This window comes from Candidatus Nomurabacteria bacterium, assembly GCA_020632395.1.
Lineage (GTDB): Bacteria > Patescibacteriota > Dojkabacteria > SC72 > JAHDCA01 > JACKFQ01.
Window position 1 is genome coordinate 13,826 of record JACKFQ010000002.1, and the last position, 18,479, is coordinate 32,304.

General features: G+C 40.7%; 14 protein-coding genes and 1 tRNA gene. 4 read left to right on the forward strand and 11 right to left on the reverse strand.

Annotation, left to right across the window (positions count from 1 at the left end; genetic code table 11):
• Positions 1 to 111: 111 nt before the first annotated feature.
• The gene (locus tag H6763_02190; GenBank protein ID MCB9803617.1) at positions 112 to 984 is read right to left on the reverse strand and encodes a PD-(D/E)XK nuclease family protein; all 873 of its coding nucleotides are present in this window, start codon (positions 982 to 984) and stop codon (positions 112 to 114) included.
• A gap of 405 nt (positions 985 to 1,389) precedes the next feature.
• On the opposite strand from H6763_02190, the gene H6763_02195 reads away from it, so the two are divergent.
• Both H6763_02195 and H6763_02200 read left to right on the forward strand, forming a co-directional pair.
• Positions 1,390 to 1,986, forward strand: a complete 597-nt coding sequence (locus H6763_02195) for a hypothetical protein (GenBank protein ID MCB9803618.1) — start codon at positions 1,390 to 1,392, stop codon at positions 1,984 to 1,986.
• Positions 1,987 to 2,072: 86 nt separating this feature from the next.
• Positions 2,073 to 2,660 carry a signal peptidase I gene (locus tag H6763_02200; protein ID MCB9803619.1) on the forward strand — a complete coding sequence of 196 codons (588 nt, stop codon included), beginning with the start codon at positions 2,073 to 2,075 and terminating at the stop codon, positions 2,658 to 2,660.
• 53 nt (positions 2,661 to 2,713) lie between these two features.
• Here the strand turns inward: H6763_02200 and H6763_02205 are convergent, their stop codons facing one another.
• Genes H6763_02205 through pflB form a run of 3 tightly spaced genes read right to left on the reverse strand, consistent with a single transcriptional unit; the run spans position 2,714 to position 6,235 of the window.
• On the reverse strand, positions 2,714 to 3,178 hold the full coding sequence (locus tag H6763_02205) for a flavodoxin family protein (GenBank protein ID MCB9803620.1): 465 nt from the start codon (positions 3,176 to 3,178) through the stop codon (positions 2,714 to 2,716).
• Positions 3,179 to 3,181: 3 nt separating this feature from the next.
• Positions 3,182 to 3,991 carry a radical SAM protein gene (locus H6763_02210; GenBank protein MCB9803621.1) on the reverse strand — a complete coding sequence of 270 codons (810 nt, stop codon included), beginning with the start codon at positions 3,989 to 3,991 and terminating at the stop codon, positions 3,182 to 3,184.
• Between the two features lie 3 nt (positions 3,992 to 3,994).
• A complete protein-coding gene (gene pflB, locus H6763_02215; GenBank protein ID MCB9803622.1) occupies positions 3,995 to 6,235 on the reverse strand; it encodes a formate C-acetyltransferase in 2,241 nt (746 codons plus the stop codon).
• A gap of 117 nt (positions 6,236 to 6,352) precedes the next feature.
• Here pflB and H6763_02220 point away from each other — a divergent pair, with 117 nt between their 5' ends.
• Positions 6,353 to 7,198 (forward strand): alpha-L-glutamate ligase, encoded by an 846-nt coding sequence (locus H6763_02220; GenBank protein ID MCB9803623.1) that lies wholly within the window; start codon positions 6,353 to 6,355, stop codon positions 7,196 to 7,198.
• On the opposite strand, the gene H6763_02225 is transcribed toward H6763_02220, so the two are convergent.
• The 7 genes from H6763_02225 to H6763_02255 form a co-directional block, all read right to left on the reverse strand.
• Positions 7,195 to 8,670 carry an ABC-F family ATP-binding cassette domain-containing protein gene (locus tag H6763_02225; protein ID MCB9803624.1) on the reverse strand — a complete coding sequence of 492 codons (1,476 nt, stop codon included), beginning with the start codon at positions 8,668 to 8,670 and terminating at the stop codon, positions 7,195 to 7,197. The two genes, H6763_02220 and H6763_02225, sit on opposite strands and share 4 nt — an antisense overlap.
• A gap of 210 nt (positions 8,671 to 8,880) precedes the next feature.
• Positions 8,881 to 8,956, reverse strand: a tRNA-Lys gene (locus H6763_02230).
• A 79-nt stretch (positions 8,957 to 9,035) separates the two neighbouring features.
• A complete protein-coding gene (recO, locus tag H6763_02235) occupies positions 9,036 to 9,659 on the reverse strand; it encodes a DNA repair protein RecO (protein MCB9803625.1) in 624 nt (207 codons plus the stop codon).
• Positions 9,646 to 10,770: a glycosyltransferase gene (locus H6763_02240; protein MCB9803626.1), complete on the reverse strand. Its 1,125-nt coding sequence runs from the start codon at positions 10,768 to 10,770 to the stop codon at positions 9,646 to 9,648. Before H6763_02240 ends, recO begins: the two co-directional genes overlap by 14 nt.
• On the reverse strand, positions 10,760 to 11,890 hold the full coding sequence (locus H6763_02245; GenBank protein MCB9803627.1) for a glycosyltransferase: 1,131 nt from the start codon (positions 11,888 to 11,890) through the stop codon (positions 10,760 to 10,762). Before H6763_02245 ends, H6763_02240 begins: the two co-directional genes overlap by 11 nt.
• Positions 11,891 to 11,908: 18 nt before the next feature.
• Positions 11,909 to 12,460, reverse strand: a complete 552-nt coding sequence (locus tag H6763_02250) for a hypothetical protein (GenBank protein ID MCB9803628.1) — start codon at positions 12,458 to 12,460, stop codon at positions 11,909 to 11,911.
• A 197-nt stretch (positions 12,461 to 12,657) separates the two neighbouring features.
• Positions 12,658 to 15,741 (reverse strand): preprotein translocase subunit SecA, encoded by a 3,084-nt coding sequence (locus tag H6763_02255; GenBank protein MCB9803629.1) that lies wholly within the window; start codon positions 15,739 to 15,741, stop codon positions 12,658 to 12,660.
• 176 nt (positions 15,742 to 15,917) lie between these two features.
• Between H6763_02255 and H6763_02260 the strand changes: the two genes are divergently transcribed.
• Positions 15,918 to 18,473, forward strand: a complete 2,556-nt coding sequence (locus H6763_02260; GenBank protein MCB9803630.1) for a DNRLRE domain-containing protein — start codon at positions 15,918 to 15,920, stop codon at positions 18,471 to 18,473.
• Positions 18,474 to 18,479: the final 6 nt, after the last annotated feature.

Consider the following 18,479-nt stretch of genomic DNA (forward strand, 5'->3'; position numbering starts at 1 on the left):
TCTATGAAGAGTATGTGAATTATTTGTGAATCAACAATACTCAATTAGGGCAAGTATAAAGCATGATTTAATTGGACTTAAGATCGTTTCAGGGGATATAGCCTTATATTATCAGAGCAAGATCCCTTCCCGATCCTCTTCGACCTCTGATTCATAAGGGAGATAGTAGATGTTTGTACCATAATCATCTACACCAACATTCTCTGCTTCCCCGCGTAAGATCGCCTCAAAAGGTCTGCATGCAAAACATCCATCTCCACCTTCTGGACAATCAAGTTTATTTAGTTGACGTGCTAATTTGATCTTCTTTGCAATTGTCATAACTTTTACCTCAGACTCATCAAGATCAGGAAGTTGTTTTTCCTCAGGTTCGTCATCGAGTTCGAGATACCAATAGCTTGCCATCTTTACTTTGCGCTTCTGACAGTGATGAACCAAGAGATGATAGATCGGAAGCTGTAAAGATTCACCCTCTTCTTTTTTCATGCTTGTCTTGAAATCCAAGATATTCACAGAATCTTCTTCAGGAATATACTGAAGCCAGTCTATCTTTCCACATAATATGATCTCGTCCTTCTCTGATAACCAGTAGTACGGAAGGTCCATATTGATCTTGACTGCTAACTTCTCTAAAGGCCCTGGATGTGCGATCACTCTTCGTATCATCTCTTCACCTCGTTTCTTATACTTCGTTTCCTGCTGTTCATCTTTGAATCCGCCCTTCTTGCCTGTATTTTTTTCCCATTCACTATCAAATTGTCTGAGCAGTGGAGTGCTAAAACGATCCTCAGTAGGTAAAGTTGATAAACTTTCTAGTACAGTATGCACAACACTTCCAAGTGTTAATGATGGTGAGATCAACTTGACCTTCTTATTATTAGTTGGGTCCTTATACATATTTTTAAGAAAGTATGCTCTCGGACATTGTAAAAAATCGTTTATCGAAGAGTGAGAAACCCAGAGTGCATTATATTTGTCTGCCATAATATCCATTGTGAATTAAGTCCTTGCATATTCTATCAGAGTAGCAACATTAGTTCAGCAAATATTGATATAACGCCAGATATGGCTATAGGCCTATGTTGACCAGACTTTACATTAGTGCTATATTCCACCAACAGGTAAATAACCTGTCTTACTGCCCAAGTGGTTCGTTGAGCGTTAACTTTTTTAGGTTGACCAATGCGCTCTCGGGTCGTACATTTTTACACCTCTGAAACTACACATCATCATTGTAGAGGAACATCCTTGCAAATTTATAAGTTTTATCTTTATGAAAGATCAATTTGTCATTCAAATATTATTAATTATCTAATTTAATAGAGAAAGGAGGTTAAAAATATCATCGATCAAATAGAACTGCCCGAATAACTTTACTTACCCAGCCAAATGAGTAGGATCGCATTGAGTATCACCTTGGTGGTGGCTCTTGCGGCTGTAGTTGTCGGTTCTTCTATGGCAGTTTTCAGTGACCAAGAAGTAGTAGCAGGCAATACAGTTGCAATGGGTACACTTGAGGTGACAGTGAACGACTCTGCAGGTAAGCCCTTTTCTGTAACAAATGCCTATCCTGGATGGATGCTTCCAAATTGGGAGTATATCGACATCCTAAACACAGGAACACTACCTCTTGAAGCTCATATGTCCTTCCAGAAGACAAGCGGAAGTTCACAGCTGTATAACCAACTAACAATCTTATTAAAGACTTCAGGATGGGATAGTGATTGTAGTAATGGTGATGCAGGTGAAAAGGTGATCTACAATGGTAAGATCAAGGACTTCACACCTCAGACATTAGTAAGTGACATTGCTTATTGGCACTTAGCCAATGAGGATGATGGCTCAGGACCAAACGATAACATCAGAGTTGGATGGTCGGAGAGAGTATGTCAGAAGGTTGGAGTTCATGTAGATGCAGGTAATGCAATCATGGGAACATCAGTGGAGTTCTCAGAGATCGTAGATGCAATGCAGGACAACGACTAAATGTCGTTAGCTTGGGTACCGGTGCACAGCTTCGCTGTGCACCGGGTCAAGCGACTACCCAGCCAGAGTAGCTTAAGGATTATACTATGAGAACAGATCTAATCAAAAACTTAACTCTAAAAAACCTTATCAATCCGGCTAAAGCTCTGCTTCTGTTCTTGATATTCACGATTGGAACACTGATCATCTTAAGCATGGTCGAAAATCCCTTCGGAATAAGATCTTACACTGTTCTGACAGGTTCAATGGAGCCAGCTATCCAAACAGGTAGCATCATTTTCACTTATCATAAGGATGAATATAAGATAGGAGATATCATCACCTACAAACCAACGGGGAAGATCGCGGGGCAAACAGATATGACCTTGACCCATCGGATAGTAAAGATCGATGAAACCCCAAACGGTTTGCTAATTACCACCAAAGGAGATGCAAATGCTGCAAACGATTATGACAAGGTTTCTGAAGATCAGATCATTGGCAGTTCTCTTATGACTGTGCCTTATCTTGGTTTTGTTGTTGATACAGCAAAGAAACCACTAGGGTTTGTAGCGCTTGTAGTTATACCGTCAACCATCCTGATCTATGAGGAGTTGAGAAAGATCCGCGAATCCTTGAAAAGCTCAAAAGGGTTAGGAGAAACAGCGACAAATAACCATAAGATCCTGAATTAGGATCTAGTAGATCTGGGTGGGAAAAAGGAAAGGTTATTTGAGATCAGGACAGCTCATTGGGGATCTTCATGACCTAATGCCTGTATCAGTTCGTCACACCATTCGGAAACTGAACTGTCTAACTGATCATCAGGATCACCATCAAGTTTGAGAGCATCTATGAGCTCAATAGCACCGCTATTGAGTGCACGAGACCTGATCATATCCATCGCTTTACAAAAATTTTCCTCACCGTAGATCAGATCTCCCAAACCTATAAACGCCATTTTTACTCCCGTCAGATCAAGATCTGGAATCTCTTCGTACAAACTCTCTAAGAATTGATTCATCTGTCCCATATCCCAAGTCGATGTAGCTACAATATAAATATCTTTTGTATTGAACAATTCCCCATCAATCTCCTCTGCTCTGTGTAGCATGGTTTCTAAACCCAATCCTGCCTGTAATAGATACTCCGCAACATAGCTTGCCACCCTTTCTGTATTACCCGTAACAGACGCATAGATTATATTGACCATCTCTTAAACACTAATCTTATTATGTTTCATTATCGGGAGCTTGAACTCTCTTAAGACCATTGCAACCCTATCGATATCCTCTTGGGTAGCAGGTTCTGTACTATCCAGTTTATAACTACCAAATAATTCTATCCATTTATAACGCCCCAATGTCACATAAGGCAAGAGTTCTATGGATTCGAAATTTCTTATCCTACCCACAAACCTCCCAAGTGCTTTGATATCTTCCTCTCCATCTGTCAATCCGGGTACCACAACGTACCTTATCCTGATAGACTCTTTTCTTCCCATCTCTGTAAGTTTTTCGTCCAGCCATCTTAGATTTGTGTGTATCGACTTGTTTGGCTTACCCGAGATCTCGAGATGCTTCCCCTCGTCCATATGTTTGATACTAATCATCCAGAGATCCACCTTATCTATAAGCATTTCCAAAACATGTTCAGATGTATACAATGAGGTCTCTACAACAGTATGTACATCAAGCTTTTTCAATTCACTTAATAAGTCTTCCAAAAACACCGGTTGTGCAAGTGGATCTCCACCAGTGATCGTTACTCCTCCATGTAGTTCGGGTTCGGGGATCACCCTAGTTTCATTACGTCGTATATACCTTTGCCAGTAAGGTTTATTCCTCATGATCCTCGATACGAGTTCATCTGTATCGATATGTTCACCTCGATCAGCTAAAGTTGTATCAATACTGTGACAGAAAGAACATTGCAAAGGACATCCTTGTAATACAACAACTGTACGCAATCCCGGTCCGTCTACAGCGCCTAATGTTTGAATTGAATGTAGGACTCCTTGTTTCATTTCTTAAAAGCTTTTATGAAATGTTCTAGCGATGACCTCATCTTGCTGTTCCCTGCTTAATCTATTGAATAGTACTGCATAACCACTAACACGAATTGTCAGTTGTGGGTATTTCTCAGGATGATCCTGTGCATCTTTTAATGTCTCTCGATTGAACACATTTACGTTCAGATGATGTGCACCTTTGCCGATAAAGTATCCATCTAACAATTGTACTAAGTTACCTGTCTGCTCGTCATCACTTTTCCCTAAAGCGCCAGGGATTATACTGAATGTATTTGAGATACCATCCTGGCAGTAGTGATACGGTAATTTTGCGACACTATTCAAAGAAGCTATAGCTCCGTTCTTATCTCTACCATGCATTGGATTTGCTCCAGGTGCAAAGGGCGTACCCGAAAATCTTCCATCAGGCGTTGAACCTGTTGCTTTCCCATAAACTACATTGGAGGTAATAGTAAGTATGGATAATGTGTGTACACTCTCTCGATAAGTCTTGTATCTTCTAAGTGCTTTCATGAATTCCCTAACGATCTCAACTGCTATCATATCCACTCGATCATCATCATTTCCAAACGCCGGATAATCCCCAATGATCTCATAACCTACTGCTACACCATTTGCACCCCACTTGGGTCTAACTTTTGCATATTTGATAGCAGAAAGGGAGTCTGTCACGACTGATAATCCTGCAATCCCAAAAGCCATGTATCTTTTCACTAATGGGTCATGTAATGCCATCTCAGCTGATTCATAATGATACTTATCATGCATGTAGTGGATCACATTCATTGCTGAAACATATCGTTCTGCAAGCCAATCCATCAACTGAACAAATCGTGGCCAAACTTTATCATACTGTAGATACTCTGAATCATTCATCGATCGTAGACCTGGTATGATGATCTCTCCTCCAGTATGTTCAGGATCACCATCCAGTGGTTCTTCTTTACCTCCGTTTATAGTCAACAACAAAACTTTTGCAAGATTTGCTCTTGCACCAAAAAATTGCATCTCCTTACCGATCGTCATACCCGATACACAACACGCTATCCCGTAATCATCACCGTAATATGGCTTCATCAGGTCATCATTCTCATACTGAATAGAGCTAGAGGATATCGATTGCTTTGCACAGTAGCTCTTCCAAACCGGAGATATATCTCTACCCCACAGCACTGTTAGATTAGGTTCTGGTGCAGGACCGAGATTTGTAAGTGTATGTAAGAATCGATACGATGTCTTTGTGACCATGCTACGACCATCCAAACCTGTTCCTCCTAGAACTAAGGTCACCCAGGTAGGGTCTCCGGCAAACAGCTGGTCGTATTCTGGATGTCGTAAATGTCGGATTATACGCAATTTGATAACAAGATCATCGATCATTTCCTGTATCTGACCTTCACTGTATTTACCTGTATTGAGGTCATGTTCGAAATATATATCCAGAAACGCATCTAGTCGCCCCATTGACATAGCAGCTCCATCTTGTTGCTTAACAGCCGCTAAATAGGCGTAATAGATCCACTGCACAGCTTCTAGTGAATCTCTAGCAGGTTTGGACACGTCGTGACCATAACCTTCTGCCATCTTCTCGATATCCTTAAGTGCACTGATCTGATCCATTATCTCTTCTCGTAATCTGATCGTGTCTTGATCCATTTCTAATAGTGCTTCCTCAAGATACTGCTCCCTCTGCTGTATGAGCTTCTCTGTACCGTACAGTGCTAATCTACGGTAATCACCAATTATCCTCCCTCTACTATAGTTGTCAGGTAATCCTGTAATGATATGATGGCTACGTAAATTCCTGATCTCAGGGGAATATGCATCAAATACGCCGTCATTATGTGTTTTACGATATTCGTAATATATCTTAGAGATATTTTTGGGGATCTCATATCCAAACGCTTCTGCAGCATTCTCAACTAAACGTATCCCTCCATTTGGTTTGATCGCTCGCTTCAAAGGTGCATCTGTTTGTAACCCTACGATCACCTCGTTTGGTTTATCAATATAGCCGGGCTGATGGCTTGTGATCGTTGATGGTGTCTCCACATCCAGATCTAAGATCCCCTTTTCTCTCTCTTCTGCTATCAATTCGGTCAATTTTTTCCAGAGAGCTTTCGTCCGATCAGTTGCTGGTACAAGGAAGTTCTCACTCCCCTCATACGGAGTGTAATTCTTTTGAATAAAATCCCTTACATCAATATCTTCTTGCCATATTCCAGTATTAATATCCATTTTGATCGGGGCTTAGGTTAATTCTTCTTTAATATATCATATTCCCCACAGCAGGGGTCCCATTGCATGACTACTGATATATGCTAGAATCATCCTCATATTTGATATATCTACCATATGTACTTATCACAAAAAGCAGTTCTGTTAGCGGGTGCAAATCTCGGACTTGATTGTGAGATACTCCACCCAGACGCTATCACAGTACGAGTGGCAATTAACGGTAGGTATTACTATTTCACACACTGGATCAAGCCTTTCAATACAGTAGATACTGTTCGATTGTTGAAAGATAAGGATCTTACTTATTCATTACTGGCAAAACATATAAAGATACCGGATTGGGAACCTTTTCTTGACCCTCACGTAGATGACTTCTACCCCATATCCCCAAATTCCAACAACTATAAAAGTGTCCATGACATAGCTAAAAGGATCGAGGATGTTTTCGGATACCCCCACATCATCAAACCCAACAAGGGGAGCACAGGAAAGAACGTATCTAAGGTCACAAATATGACAGAGCTACTAGCAAGCCTCAATACAGTTTTCGAACATGGATCACAAAATTACGACTATATAGCAATCGCTCAGGAATTTGTCGATATAGCACACGAATACAGGATTCTAACATTTCGAGGGGATATCCTGATGATGTATGAAAAAGATATATCTAATGCTACTTATATTGGAAATCTCAGTCCACTTCATTGGGAAAATTCGAAAGCTGTGATGATTAATGATATTACTCTCCAAAATAAGATCCTTGAATTCATTAAACCCACTTGGCGCGAGATCGACATTCAATTTGCTGGATATGATATTGCTATTGATAAAGGTGGGGACATGAGATTGATCGAGATCAATAGTAATCCGGGTTTGAAACATCTGATAGATGATAACGGTATAGAGCCTGTGGTGAAAATGTACGAGAAGATATTTACAAAGATCCGTGACCAGATCTAACCGATCTCCTCTTGTAAAACTCCATCCTCAAGCGTGATCATCCTGTCGACATTTACATTATCAACAAAATATCGATCATGTGATATCAGTAGTATATTTCCCTTGAACTCAGAAAGTGCATCTTCGATGACCTCTTTAGTTCCGATATCCAAATGATTTGTTGGCTCATCAAGGATCAAGAATTCAAAGTCATTTTGTGCAAATATGGCAAATGACAATCGAGCTCTCTGTCCCGGACTTAAGTCCCCTAGTTTATAAGTCCGTAACTCTTTAGGGAACAGGAATTTCTCCAACACGCCAAACGACCTATCATAAGAAACTGATGTTTGATCCAAGAAATATTCTTGTACGCTTCGATCCATTGGTAAGTGTGATTGATCTTGCGAGAAGTATTCCCAACGGACATTCTCTCCCCACTCGATACTCCCTTTATATGAACTCAATGATCCTATCAAGAGCTTGATCAGTGTTGTTTTGCCTGTACCATTAGCACCAAACAACCATATTTTCTCACCACCAAGAACTTTAAGGTCTATCTGTCTCAAGATCTCACTACCTGTTTCGTAAGCAAACGAGAGACCTTGTATATCAAGCATTTTTTTACTACTGTGTACCTTTCCTGTGATGTTCAATCCTTTTAACTGGACTTTTGAGTACTTGCTTATCTCATTTCGTAGAACTTCCCTTTCCATGCGCTTTTTAGCAGCCTTGACCGCTCGTCCTCGTTTATGTCCACTTTGTATCCTTCTTGCATTCATAAGTAATCTCTCGAGCTTTTCTCTCCTCTTTTCTTGATGTATCAACTGCTTTTCGCGCATCTCAACCCACTTCTCTTTGCCTAATATATAAGCATCATAATTTCCGACAAACTCATTCAGCTGTCCCTCATCGATCTCGAATATCTTTTGTACTGAGGAATTTAAAAATGACCTATCATGCGAGATAATGATTGCATTTCCTTGATACCTATCGACAAATTGTTCGAACCACATAATGCCGTCAATATCCAGATGGTTCGTTGGTTCATCTAGCAATAGCAAAGGATACTGACCAAGTTGCATAGCATCAGAATGCTGTGCCAACAATCCTGTCATGTACAGCTTCATCTTCTGTCCCTCACTTAGGGCTGATATGTACATATAATCGTCATGATCTCCAAATCCAAGCTGTCCAAGTATTCGTTTGACCTTGTATATATCGTTGATAGGATCATCTACCAGCCTCTCTAGGAATTCCCCAATAAGTTGTTCTTCGGGAAGAGAGAATTCTTGAGGCAGATAACACACAGGTGTTGGTATCTCAATCACTCCTGCGTCAGCAACCTCTAAACCGGCCAAGATTCTCATCAGTGTAGTCTTCCCACATCCGTTTAAGCCTACTAACCCAACCTTATCCCTATCCCCGAGCATGAACGAAACATCTCGAAATAGATCCAAATTGTAACTTTTTGCTAATCCATTCACTCTTAACATAATGTGGTTATTGTATGTTTTTTCACTCTTAGATGGAAGGGTCGATCAGGGTGAATGAGAGTGTGAGTTTTGTAACTTGGCGAATCAGGGATCGGTTGGTTGGTATATTTTACGGTTGGAGGAGATAGTTGGATCGAGGGAGATTAGAGTGGAGATGCTTTTAATGTTACTCTTATACCACCTCCCCTCATGCACTATAAGTTAGCGGGATGGTGAGCGCGCTGGGAGTCGAACCCAGAACCTAGCGGTTAAGAGCCGCTTGCTCTGCCAATTGAGCTACGCGCCCGGAAATTCTATTGGATTCTATCAGAAATGTCTGATTTTGTAACCCTCCGAGGCAAGTCCACAACTGCAATCCGAACTGATCAACTTTCGATAATCTCCATCACAACCCGTTCCAATGCTGTATCCATGAGATCAGATTCATACCTCACATCTGAAACAGGATGAAGCGTGGAACCAAGCACCAATTCAGTTGCACAATTACTGCAGAACATCTGTAAATTTGCAATATTGATAAACTTTAGCTCCTTATTAGAATTACATTTAGTACATTTTCGCATATCCGGCAAATACCCCAAATACTCTAACAACCACATGCGGAACTTATTGACCGCTCTCCTACTAACATCTCCGTGTACTAGTGCTACAAGCCGAGTATATACTTCTGTTTCAGGTTCATCCTCTGGTAACATCTTGTTGATCATCAACAATACCTTCGAGATCTCCTTTACCTGCTGATGATCTAGAATAGGTGCAAATTCTAACGAAGCCTCTATTAGACTTCCGAGATTTCTGCCTTCGTAATAAGTAATTGATGAGATCGATAAGGTTTGAACAGATGGACGATTCTTACTCTCAATTTTTCTAACTCCCTTTGCGATCAGAGCAAAACGTCCTCGCTTAGAGCCAAAGACTGTGATTATTCTGTCGGCTTCAGAAAAATTGACCCCCTTGATCACCAATACATTATCCTTAACTAATGCCACGCAGGTATGCCTTCAGCTTATTTTCAAATCTATCTCTAGAAAATTGAACCGCTTGAGAGCGACATAAATTCGGATCAAAACTCATCTTCTCAAAATCCTTTATGGTATCTATAAGTGCTCTCGGTGAATACTCTCTAAAAAACACCCCAGACACACCTTCTTTGATCGTTTCTAGTACACCTCCACCGGCATACGCAATTACAGGAGCTCCGGAAGCATTGGCTTCTATTGGAATTATCCCAAAATCCTCATCTTTTACAGGGAAGATCAATGCTTTACACTTGTACAGCAATTCCCTCTTCTGCTTCTCACTCACAAACCCTAAAAAACCGACAAGATGACGTACACCTAATTCATCAACCAAAGACCTCAGTCGCTCTAGATCACTTCCACTCCCAGCTATCTTCAATCTGAAATGCCCCTCTGCAACAGCTCGGATAGCTAACTCTACACCCTTATAACTCTCTACTCGACCAAAATACAGATACCAATCCTCACGGCTTTGGGTGTTCCGATTGAATTTCATTTTGTTAATTTCCACAGGAGGATAAACGACATCAGAAGAACGATTATATACTTTTGCTACACGTTTTCTTACCTCATCTGATATTGAGATCAGATACCTGTACTGTTTCACTGAATTCAGATCCCACTTTCGCCACAAGCTCTGCAAAGGATTTTTTAAGAAATTGTCGTAGACCTTGTAGCTGAATGATGGTAAAGAGTTGATCGATCTTGTTTCCATCCATAGAAACCTAGGGGGAGTGAGTGCTATAAGAATAGAAGGGATACGTTCAGGTATTCTAACGGTTTTCTCGAATCCGTCAGAAAGCACTATTACAAGATCGTGCTTAGAAAGGTCTAATGTACTATACGCCAGAGGGTGCAAGGGAATCAGCTCTCGATCTAGTTTTTCTTTATATGGGAATTTTTGAAGTATCGAAGATCGAAGAACAAAATTTTCAAAATACTGCTCTCTGAATTCATCATCATACCAAGCAGTATAGATTGTACACTTATTAAATATCGATGCCAGAACTTTAAGTTCATATTCAGCTCCACCCCACTTTTGAAGTTGATGTACTACGATGGCTGGATCCTTAAATTTCATCAATAGATTCCTTAATGAAATCAACTAACCTCTCAAGAAACCTCTCCTCAGTATACTCCTTTGCTCTGGCAACGATCCTTTTCTGATCCATTCGATTTCTATATCCGATATTTCTTACCAACTCATTCAATTCATTCTGATCATTAAAAAAGTATCCTGTCTGACCAGAAACAACAGTCTCAGTAACTCCTCCTTCATTATATGCTAAAACGGGACAACCAGATGCCATAGCCTCAACAGGAACATATCCGAAATCTTCCACCCCACAAAAAAGAAGTGCATCAGCATTTTTATACAGATCCCTTACTACCTCATCGGGTTGCCATCCAAGCATTTCGACCCTACTGCCTGCCAACCTCTTCAATCGCTCTCTTTCTGGTCCATCACCTACTATGAGAAGTCGCCTATCCTCCTCGTTTGCTGCTCTGATCGCCATATCGACCCTTTTATAGTCATATAACCTCGAAACCACAAGATAAAATTGTTCATTAATGCTTGTAGGGATCTTTGCATTTCCGGTATCGAACCAATATTTTGATATCCCGGGATATATGACAGATGAGTCTCTATGATACACATGTTGTACCTTATTTTGAATATACTTGGAGATCGAGATCAATCTATCTACACGCTTTATTGCTGATTGATCCCAAAGTCTAAGGTAGGTCTTAACAAATGGTGAGACACTGCGATACGCTCGTGCGAGTATGGAACCGCGAAAGTTATCCTCATGATCCCATAAGGAACGTGGAGGTGTGAGGATGATCCCTATGTGGGGCTGTTTTAAACCTGTGATAACTCCCTTAGCAACACCAGCAGAGAGTGAGATCACAAGATCTACGCCATCAAGATCGAATCCTTCGATAGCTACTGGCGAAAGGATATTTAAGTGACGATAGAATCGCCGTGAAAATGGGATATCTTGAATAAAGCTCGTTTCTATAGAGTTCTGAAATTTCCAGCGATCATGCTTGTAATTCTCTCTGAAGTATACAGTTGTATAGATCTTTGCAGTAGGAAAGATCGATAAGATGGAAAACACCATTCTATCAGCACCCCCTGGCATGGCGAGGGAATCAACAACTATCGCTACTTTCAGAGGATCCGTTCTCTTAGACATACGTGGAGTTTACCACATTTATAGCTCAGGAAGCTCTTCATCATCTACAAAACCCGAAAGACCATTAAGATCTGACTCATCATCATCTTGATCTAAAAGCTCTAGAGCATCAGCCATATCAACATCTGATATATGTGCCGTACCATCAGAAGGATCATCGGGAAAGATGTCTTCTAATTTCCCACTTGCGAATGTAACAACATCTTCGTCTAATTCGTCCGTCAATGCTGCTATTCCTTCATCCTCCTCAATGATCTCTTTCACTTCTTCTACCATTTCACCAGCTACTTCGATTTCCCCTTCAAATTCCTTTCCAAGGTCATCTATGAACTCTTTTGCGGGGATCTCGGTTCTTTTTTTGCTTTTTCCTAATGTAGACAGATAGTTGATAGCCTCGTCGTCGTATTTCTCGACAACCTCAACGACTTTCAAAGATGCGGGACATACCATATATATCCGACTGTCCTCGTCCTCAGGATCTGCATTTACAGGGGCAAAGACGATCAATTGGACACTACGTTTAAGTGAATTCGGATCTGTGGTCGGAGACTTTGTTTTGGGAGTAGGCATCGTAAAAACAAAGAGAATATTATCTTTTAGCTAACTCAGAATAATATAGGCATATAACTATGTCAATAAATCCTATAATGTCGATGTTGAGCGAATTTGACACAGTGATCTTTTTAGCGTCATAGAGGCAATGAGTGTTTTCTCAACTAGAAATGTGGTCAACCTATGATATGTTTTTAGCCTAACAGAATAGCATACTATAAGTCTTTGACATATTCAGTCTCCCATGCTTCTCTATCTGCAAAGTACAGATTGAATGCCTTTTTCTCTTCCGGTGTACTAGGATCTTTTCCTATATGGCATTTCTTGTATTTTTTGCCACTTCCACAAGGACACAGATCATTTCTACCGATCTTGTCACGGGTATTTACAACCGTATGTTGCTTGGAAACGGCTCCCGGTCTATTGTCAGAACGGACCCCTGTATTTGGAGTAATTGGTAAGGATGAAATACTGTTTTGTGCAGTTTTTGGAGGTTGGGTTGGAGCTTGTGTTGGATCTTTCCCCAAGGTTGTAGCATCCTCATGTACCGTATTTACTGGTTGTGATTGTGCTGTTCTCTCAACTATCCGTACTTTCATATAACGATTTACGACAGCTTCATCTACCTGTGACAACATCTTTTCGAATAGACCAAACCCTTCATTTTTATAGGCTACTAGAGGATCTCTCTGTGCATAGCTCTGCATACCTACTCCTTCACGGAGATCTGCCATAGAATCAAGGTGCTCCATCCAGTACTGATCTATCGTCTGCAGTACTAGCAATCTAGACATCTCTGATGCGTAGGCAGGACCTATCTGATAGATGTGTATAATGAACGCAGAAACTGTTAGTTTCAGCAGTAAATTCTCCATCTCAAGCGGTTCCTTCCCGTCTAATTCTCTGAAGAATTCAATGGTATCTTTATAGCCCAAAGCCTTTATTGCAGAGTCAGAAAGTTCCTCGGAGATTAGTGCAATCATCTGATTGACGATCTTTCTTTCTTCAACATTATCTATCTTCATATCATCGGCAAGATGAGTCGCTACAAGGACTCTAACCCTATCTACAAACCTCTTTAGGATCCAACTATAGATCGGACGATCTAATGCTTCGTACTGATCCAACCCAGAAATTTCCCAACTATCAGGATCCCTTAAGCTGAATGCGTCAAGATCCTCAAGTAAAGGAACTATATCCAAATGAGCAAGTTTAGCTCTTTCGAATTTTATCTCTTGGTTATTCTGTTTCGATCTGTTCTCGACCAGCTCTAAAACCCTTCTTCGGAGAGAATATACGATCTCTCTCTGCTGATTTAGAACGTCATCATAATCTACAAGTCTTTTTCGTATATCGAAATTGTGTGATTCGACCTTCTTCTGAGCATTTTCTATAGATCGACCTAATATCCCTATAGAAATTGGCATATCATCATCCATTCCGACAGTAGACATTATTTTCTGCATCCTATCACCACCAAACAATCGCATCAGCTCATCTTCAAAAGAAACATAGAATCTAGATCTTCCAGGATCTCCTTGACGCCCAGATCTTCCTCGTAGCTGGTTATCGATCCTCCGGGATTCATGACGCTCAGATCCGATAACATACAAGCCACCAACTTCTTTTACACCCTCTCCAAGTGCAATATCTGTACCACGACCTGCCATATTGGTTGCTATCGTTACTTGACCTTTCTGTCCCGCCTTTTGAACTATCTTTGCCTCTCTTTCATGTTGCTTTGCATTCAAAACCTCATGGGTTATACCTTCTTTTTGCAACATCATCGAAAGTATCTCGGATCGTTCAACAGATGTCGTTCCTACTAGAACAGGTTGACCGACGTTGTTGGCTTCTTTGATATCCTGAACAATTGCTTTGAATTTGCCCATCTCAGTTCGATATACGACATCATTTTCGTCTTTTCGAACTACTGGTCGATTAGTAGGGATAACTACTACATCAAGTTCATATACTTTCGAGAATTCCTCTGCCTCAGTTAGAGCTGTTGCCGTCATACCAGCTAGGTGTTCATATAGTCTGAAATAGTTCTGTAGGGTGACGGTAGCCAAAGTCTTCGATTCTCTTTTCACTTCAACTCCCTCCTTAGCCTCAATAGCTTGATGTAAACCTTCCGAATATCTCCTACCCGGAAGTGCTCGTCCTGTAAATTCATCAACTATTACGATCTCACCATCACGAATGATATATTCATCGTCTTTGATATACAATTCCTTTGCTTTCAAAGCATTTTCTAAATGATAGGCATTTTGAGGTTCGTCATACACATTGCTTACTCCAAGTGCTTTCTCAACTTGATCTATACCCTCATCAGTGATCGCAACTGAGTTGGATTTTTCATCAACTGTATAATGTACTTCAGGTTGGAGAGAACGTGCGATTGTTGCAAACTGTTTATACATATCATTAGACGCTTGCGCACTTTGCGATATGATCAGTGGAGTTCTAGCTTCGTCAATCAAAATTGAGTCTGCCTCGTCCACGATCGAGTAGTGCAATACAGATTGCACCCTATCAGACAATCTCTGAGACATGTTATCCCGTAGATAGTCAAAACCAAACTCATTATTGGTGCCGTAAACCACGTCACAAGCATATGTTTCTGATTTCGAACATTCGATAAGGTTGGTGCCACTCATCATGTCGAGTTTTAATCTTCCTACATCTTTCTGTAATTTCTTTCTTTCATCTATCTCTGTTTTGATCTCCGCGCCTTTTAATGCTATCGCTTCTTCATCAGTAATAAACCGATATTGAGTCCCACTATTGATCACACCGACGCTCATCCCTAAAGCACTTAGAACATGACCATTCCATTCACCATCACGTCGAGCGAGATAATCGTTGACTGTCACAAGATGAGCCCCTCTCCCCGATAGACCATATAGATACATTGCTAATGTTGCTGCATTAGTTTTACCCTCTCCAGTAAACAGCTCAATTATTTTCTTGTCGGCTAAGAAATAACCTGCAAGAAGCTGTACGTCAAAGTGCCTGTGTTGAGCCACCCTATCTGCAGATTCTCTGACTGCCGCAAATGCTTCAGGAAGGATCTCCATAAGGGCTTTCTTTTCAGCTTCAGGATCTATATCTGCAGTTCGTGCAGTTTCAAGATCCACCCCGACCCTCTCTCTTAGTAGCGTTGTGATAGCAAGCAACTCCTCATCAGAAAGTGCTTTCATTTTGGGCTCAAGATCATTGATCTGATCGATGATCGGTTGAACCTTTTTTAATTGCTTTTCATTTGAATCAAATATCCCAGTAATAAAGTCGAACATGTTGTAATCTCTCAGTTTATTGCATGGTGATTATATCACGATGTTGAGAAATAATTTGTAGAAAATTCAGAAGAAAATCAGATAAATATCATCATCAATTGGCAGAATTGGAGTATTAACCTAACAACATCACCTAAATGAGATATTACATCGCCATTCTACTTTCCTTCATTATCATGATGCTCACTTTGGTCAAGATCACCCATGCGGTAGAGTATCACAAAATTGAAGTGGACGAAGATGCATATGCTAAAGAATATTGGCCAACCAGTGGAACTGTGAACCTTGGTTATCTATCGGTAGGTTACAACTCTTTATACCCAGAGAAACGTACTAGAACATATCTTCAATTCGATCTAAACGGATTGGACAAAGATACTCCTGTAGAAATAGATAAAGCAGAGTTGATACTTTCCTATTACCCTGCGGGCAGGCAAGACATTGGGGAAATGATCATCACATCGGTAGAAGACATCAGCTCTTGGAATTCGTTGAATTGGTACAGCCAACCATTACAGATCGGTGAGCCGATCCACCCAAAATATACTATCGTTGGGAGAGATCACCATATGGATGTCACAGCTCTTATCAGAACGATATTTGCGCAGAAGAGGATCGCTACCTTACGCCTCACATACGAAGATGAATTTAATACCAGTATTCGCTTCTACTCCTCAGAATGCTTTTCAGCGAATCTTTTCTATAAACCAAACTGTACAGATGGGATGCAACCACGTCTTTTAGTTAATACACATATGTCTTTAGAAAAACCGATCCTGCAGGATACATCTATTGAAGTTTTCGATATTTCACCTATCTCGCTTGATTGGTCGATCCCATCATATCTCAGATTATTGGAACAAAATTCAGATATCGTTGACTTGGTACAGATCTCAAAGGATCAGGAATTCACAGTATATGAAGAGTACGAGGGAGAAAATGGTCGTGTACTTTGGACACCAGAGGAAGAAGGTTCGTTCTATTGGAGAATAAAACGAGGTGAGAACGAAGATCCAGAAAATCATATCTACTCTTCGATAGGTAATATTACTGTCCTTGAGCTATTGAATGTCAAGCCAGAGATAGTACGGAATGATGACACGTTCACTCTTTTCACCGATCTCCCACCTGTGAACTCATCATTAATGACTCAGTGGTACGTCGGTGGACGAATTATCGAAAATGATCAGATAACCATAGGAGATATCTGTATAGGTCGTACAGAGGAGAATCTTTCTGCAAAGATATTTGCTGGAGAAATCCACTCATCTGAAAGCGATAGTCTGTTGATTCACTGTGATCAAGAGGATGAGTTGATAGATGAGGATGACCCAACTCTGGTCGATCCACATCTTGATGACCCAACTCTGGTCGACCCGCCACAGATCGATCCACCTCTGGATGACAATTCCTCAGATGAGGGATCAATCGAGAAACCAGATCACGATAAAGACAGAGGGTCGAAAGAAAAACCAGAGAATTCCGATAAAGATACTACTACGGATAGTTCATCGAATGATCCGAAAGATCAACTAGGTCAAGACTCTCAAAGATCTAATGAACGTATAAATAGCCCCGATAAAACAGCTAATGACTTGAAGAATTCTAATAACCCAACGCCTCCAAATACCGAAGTTACAACCACTGATCCGGAAAAGCAGAAGCAGTTAACAGAACCCATCTCTAACGATAGTTCTCAAGAATATGTCGATGAGAGAAGTGGAGAAGAGATACTAGGGACTAATATCGAAAAAAACAGCGATAAGAACAAAGAAGGACGCAAAATCGAGAAAGCTGATATCAAATGTCATGAAGAGGATTGTAAGGGATGGAAGTTGCAAACCTTAGAGAATATCCCAGCAGGAAAAGATCTTTATTGGATCAGGATACTCCTTGTACATGAAGATCTTGGAGATAATTGTTCTTCTGAAGATCGGGATTGCAAGAAGAAGTATGAAATATGCGGTGGTGTCGAGAAAGTATCTACACATTCGATTTTGCATGTTGGTCGTTTAGCTCTTTCGCCATATCAGAAGCAGACTACCACAGATCTGACAGAATTCCTTTTCGCTACAAAAACTGATCTTGTAGGACAGAAGGCGACATTAAGGGTTTCACAAAGCTTGTGGAAAAGTAGCAGATTCTGTTCAACGGAACATGTTGAATTATCATTTCAGATAGAGAAGATCCCCCAAGCTAAAAGGATCCCAGATCCATCAGACAAAAGACCATACAGTTTTCCATTCCCATATACGATAGGTGTGACACAATGGCATGGAAATACTGTATTTTCTAAGCCTCATACAGGGATCGATTTTGGTGCAACACTTGAACCGATCTTCGCTTTGAGTCAGGGGGTAGTAGCATCTGCTGGTTATGATAGATATTATGGGGAATGTCAAAGTGGGGGCTATTATCTGAATATTAAGCACCCAGATGGGAAACATTCAGTTTACATGCATTTAGATGGTAACTCTTTCTCGAAATATAAATGGAAAGTCGGAGATCCTGTCAGAAAGGCTCAAACGTTAGGTTTGTCTGGAAATAGCGGATCATACAACTGCCAACCTCTCGGATACCATTTACATCTTGAGACTAGAGATGGAAGTGCACAATCAACACATACAGACCCTGTCAGATCGATAAGATACGATTGGGATGATGTTCTGACGATAAATGCAGAACGTTTCCCTGGCAGACTATCTGGAGATAACCCTCACCCTTGGAAATGAAGAATA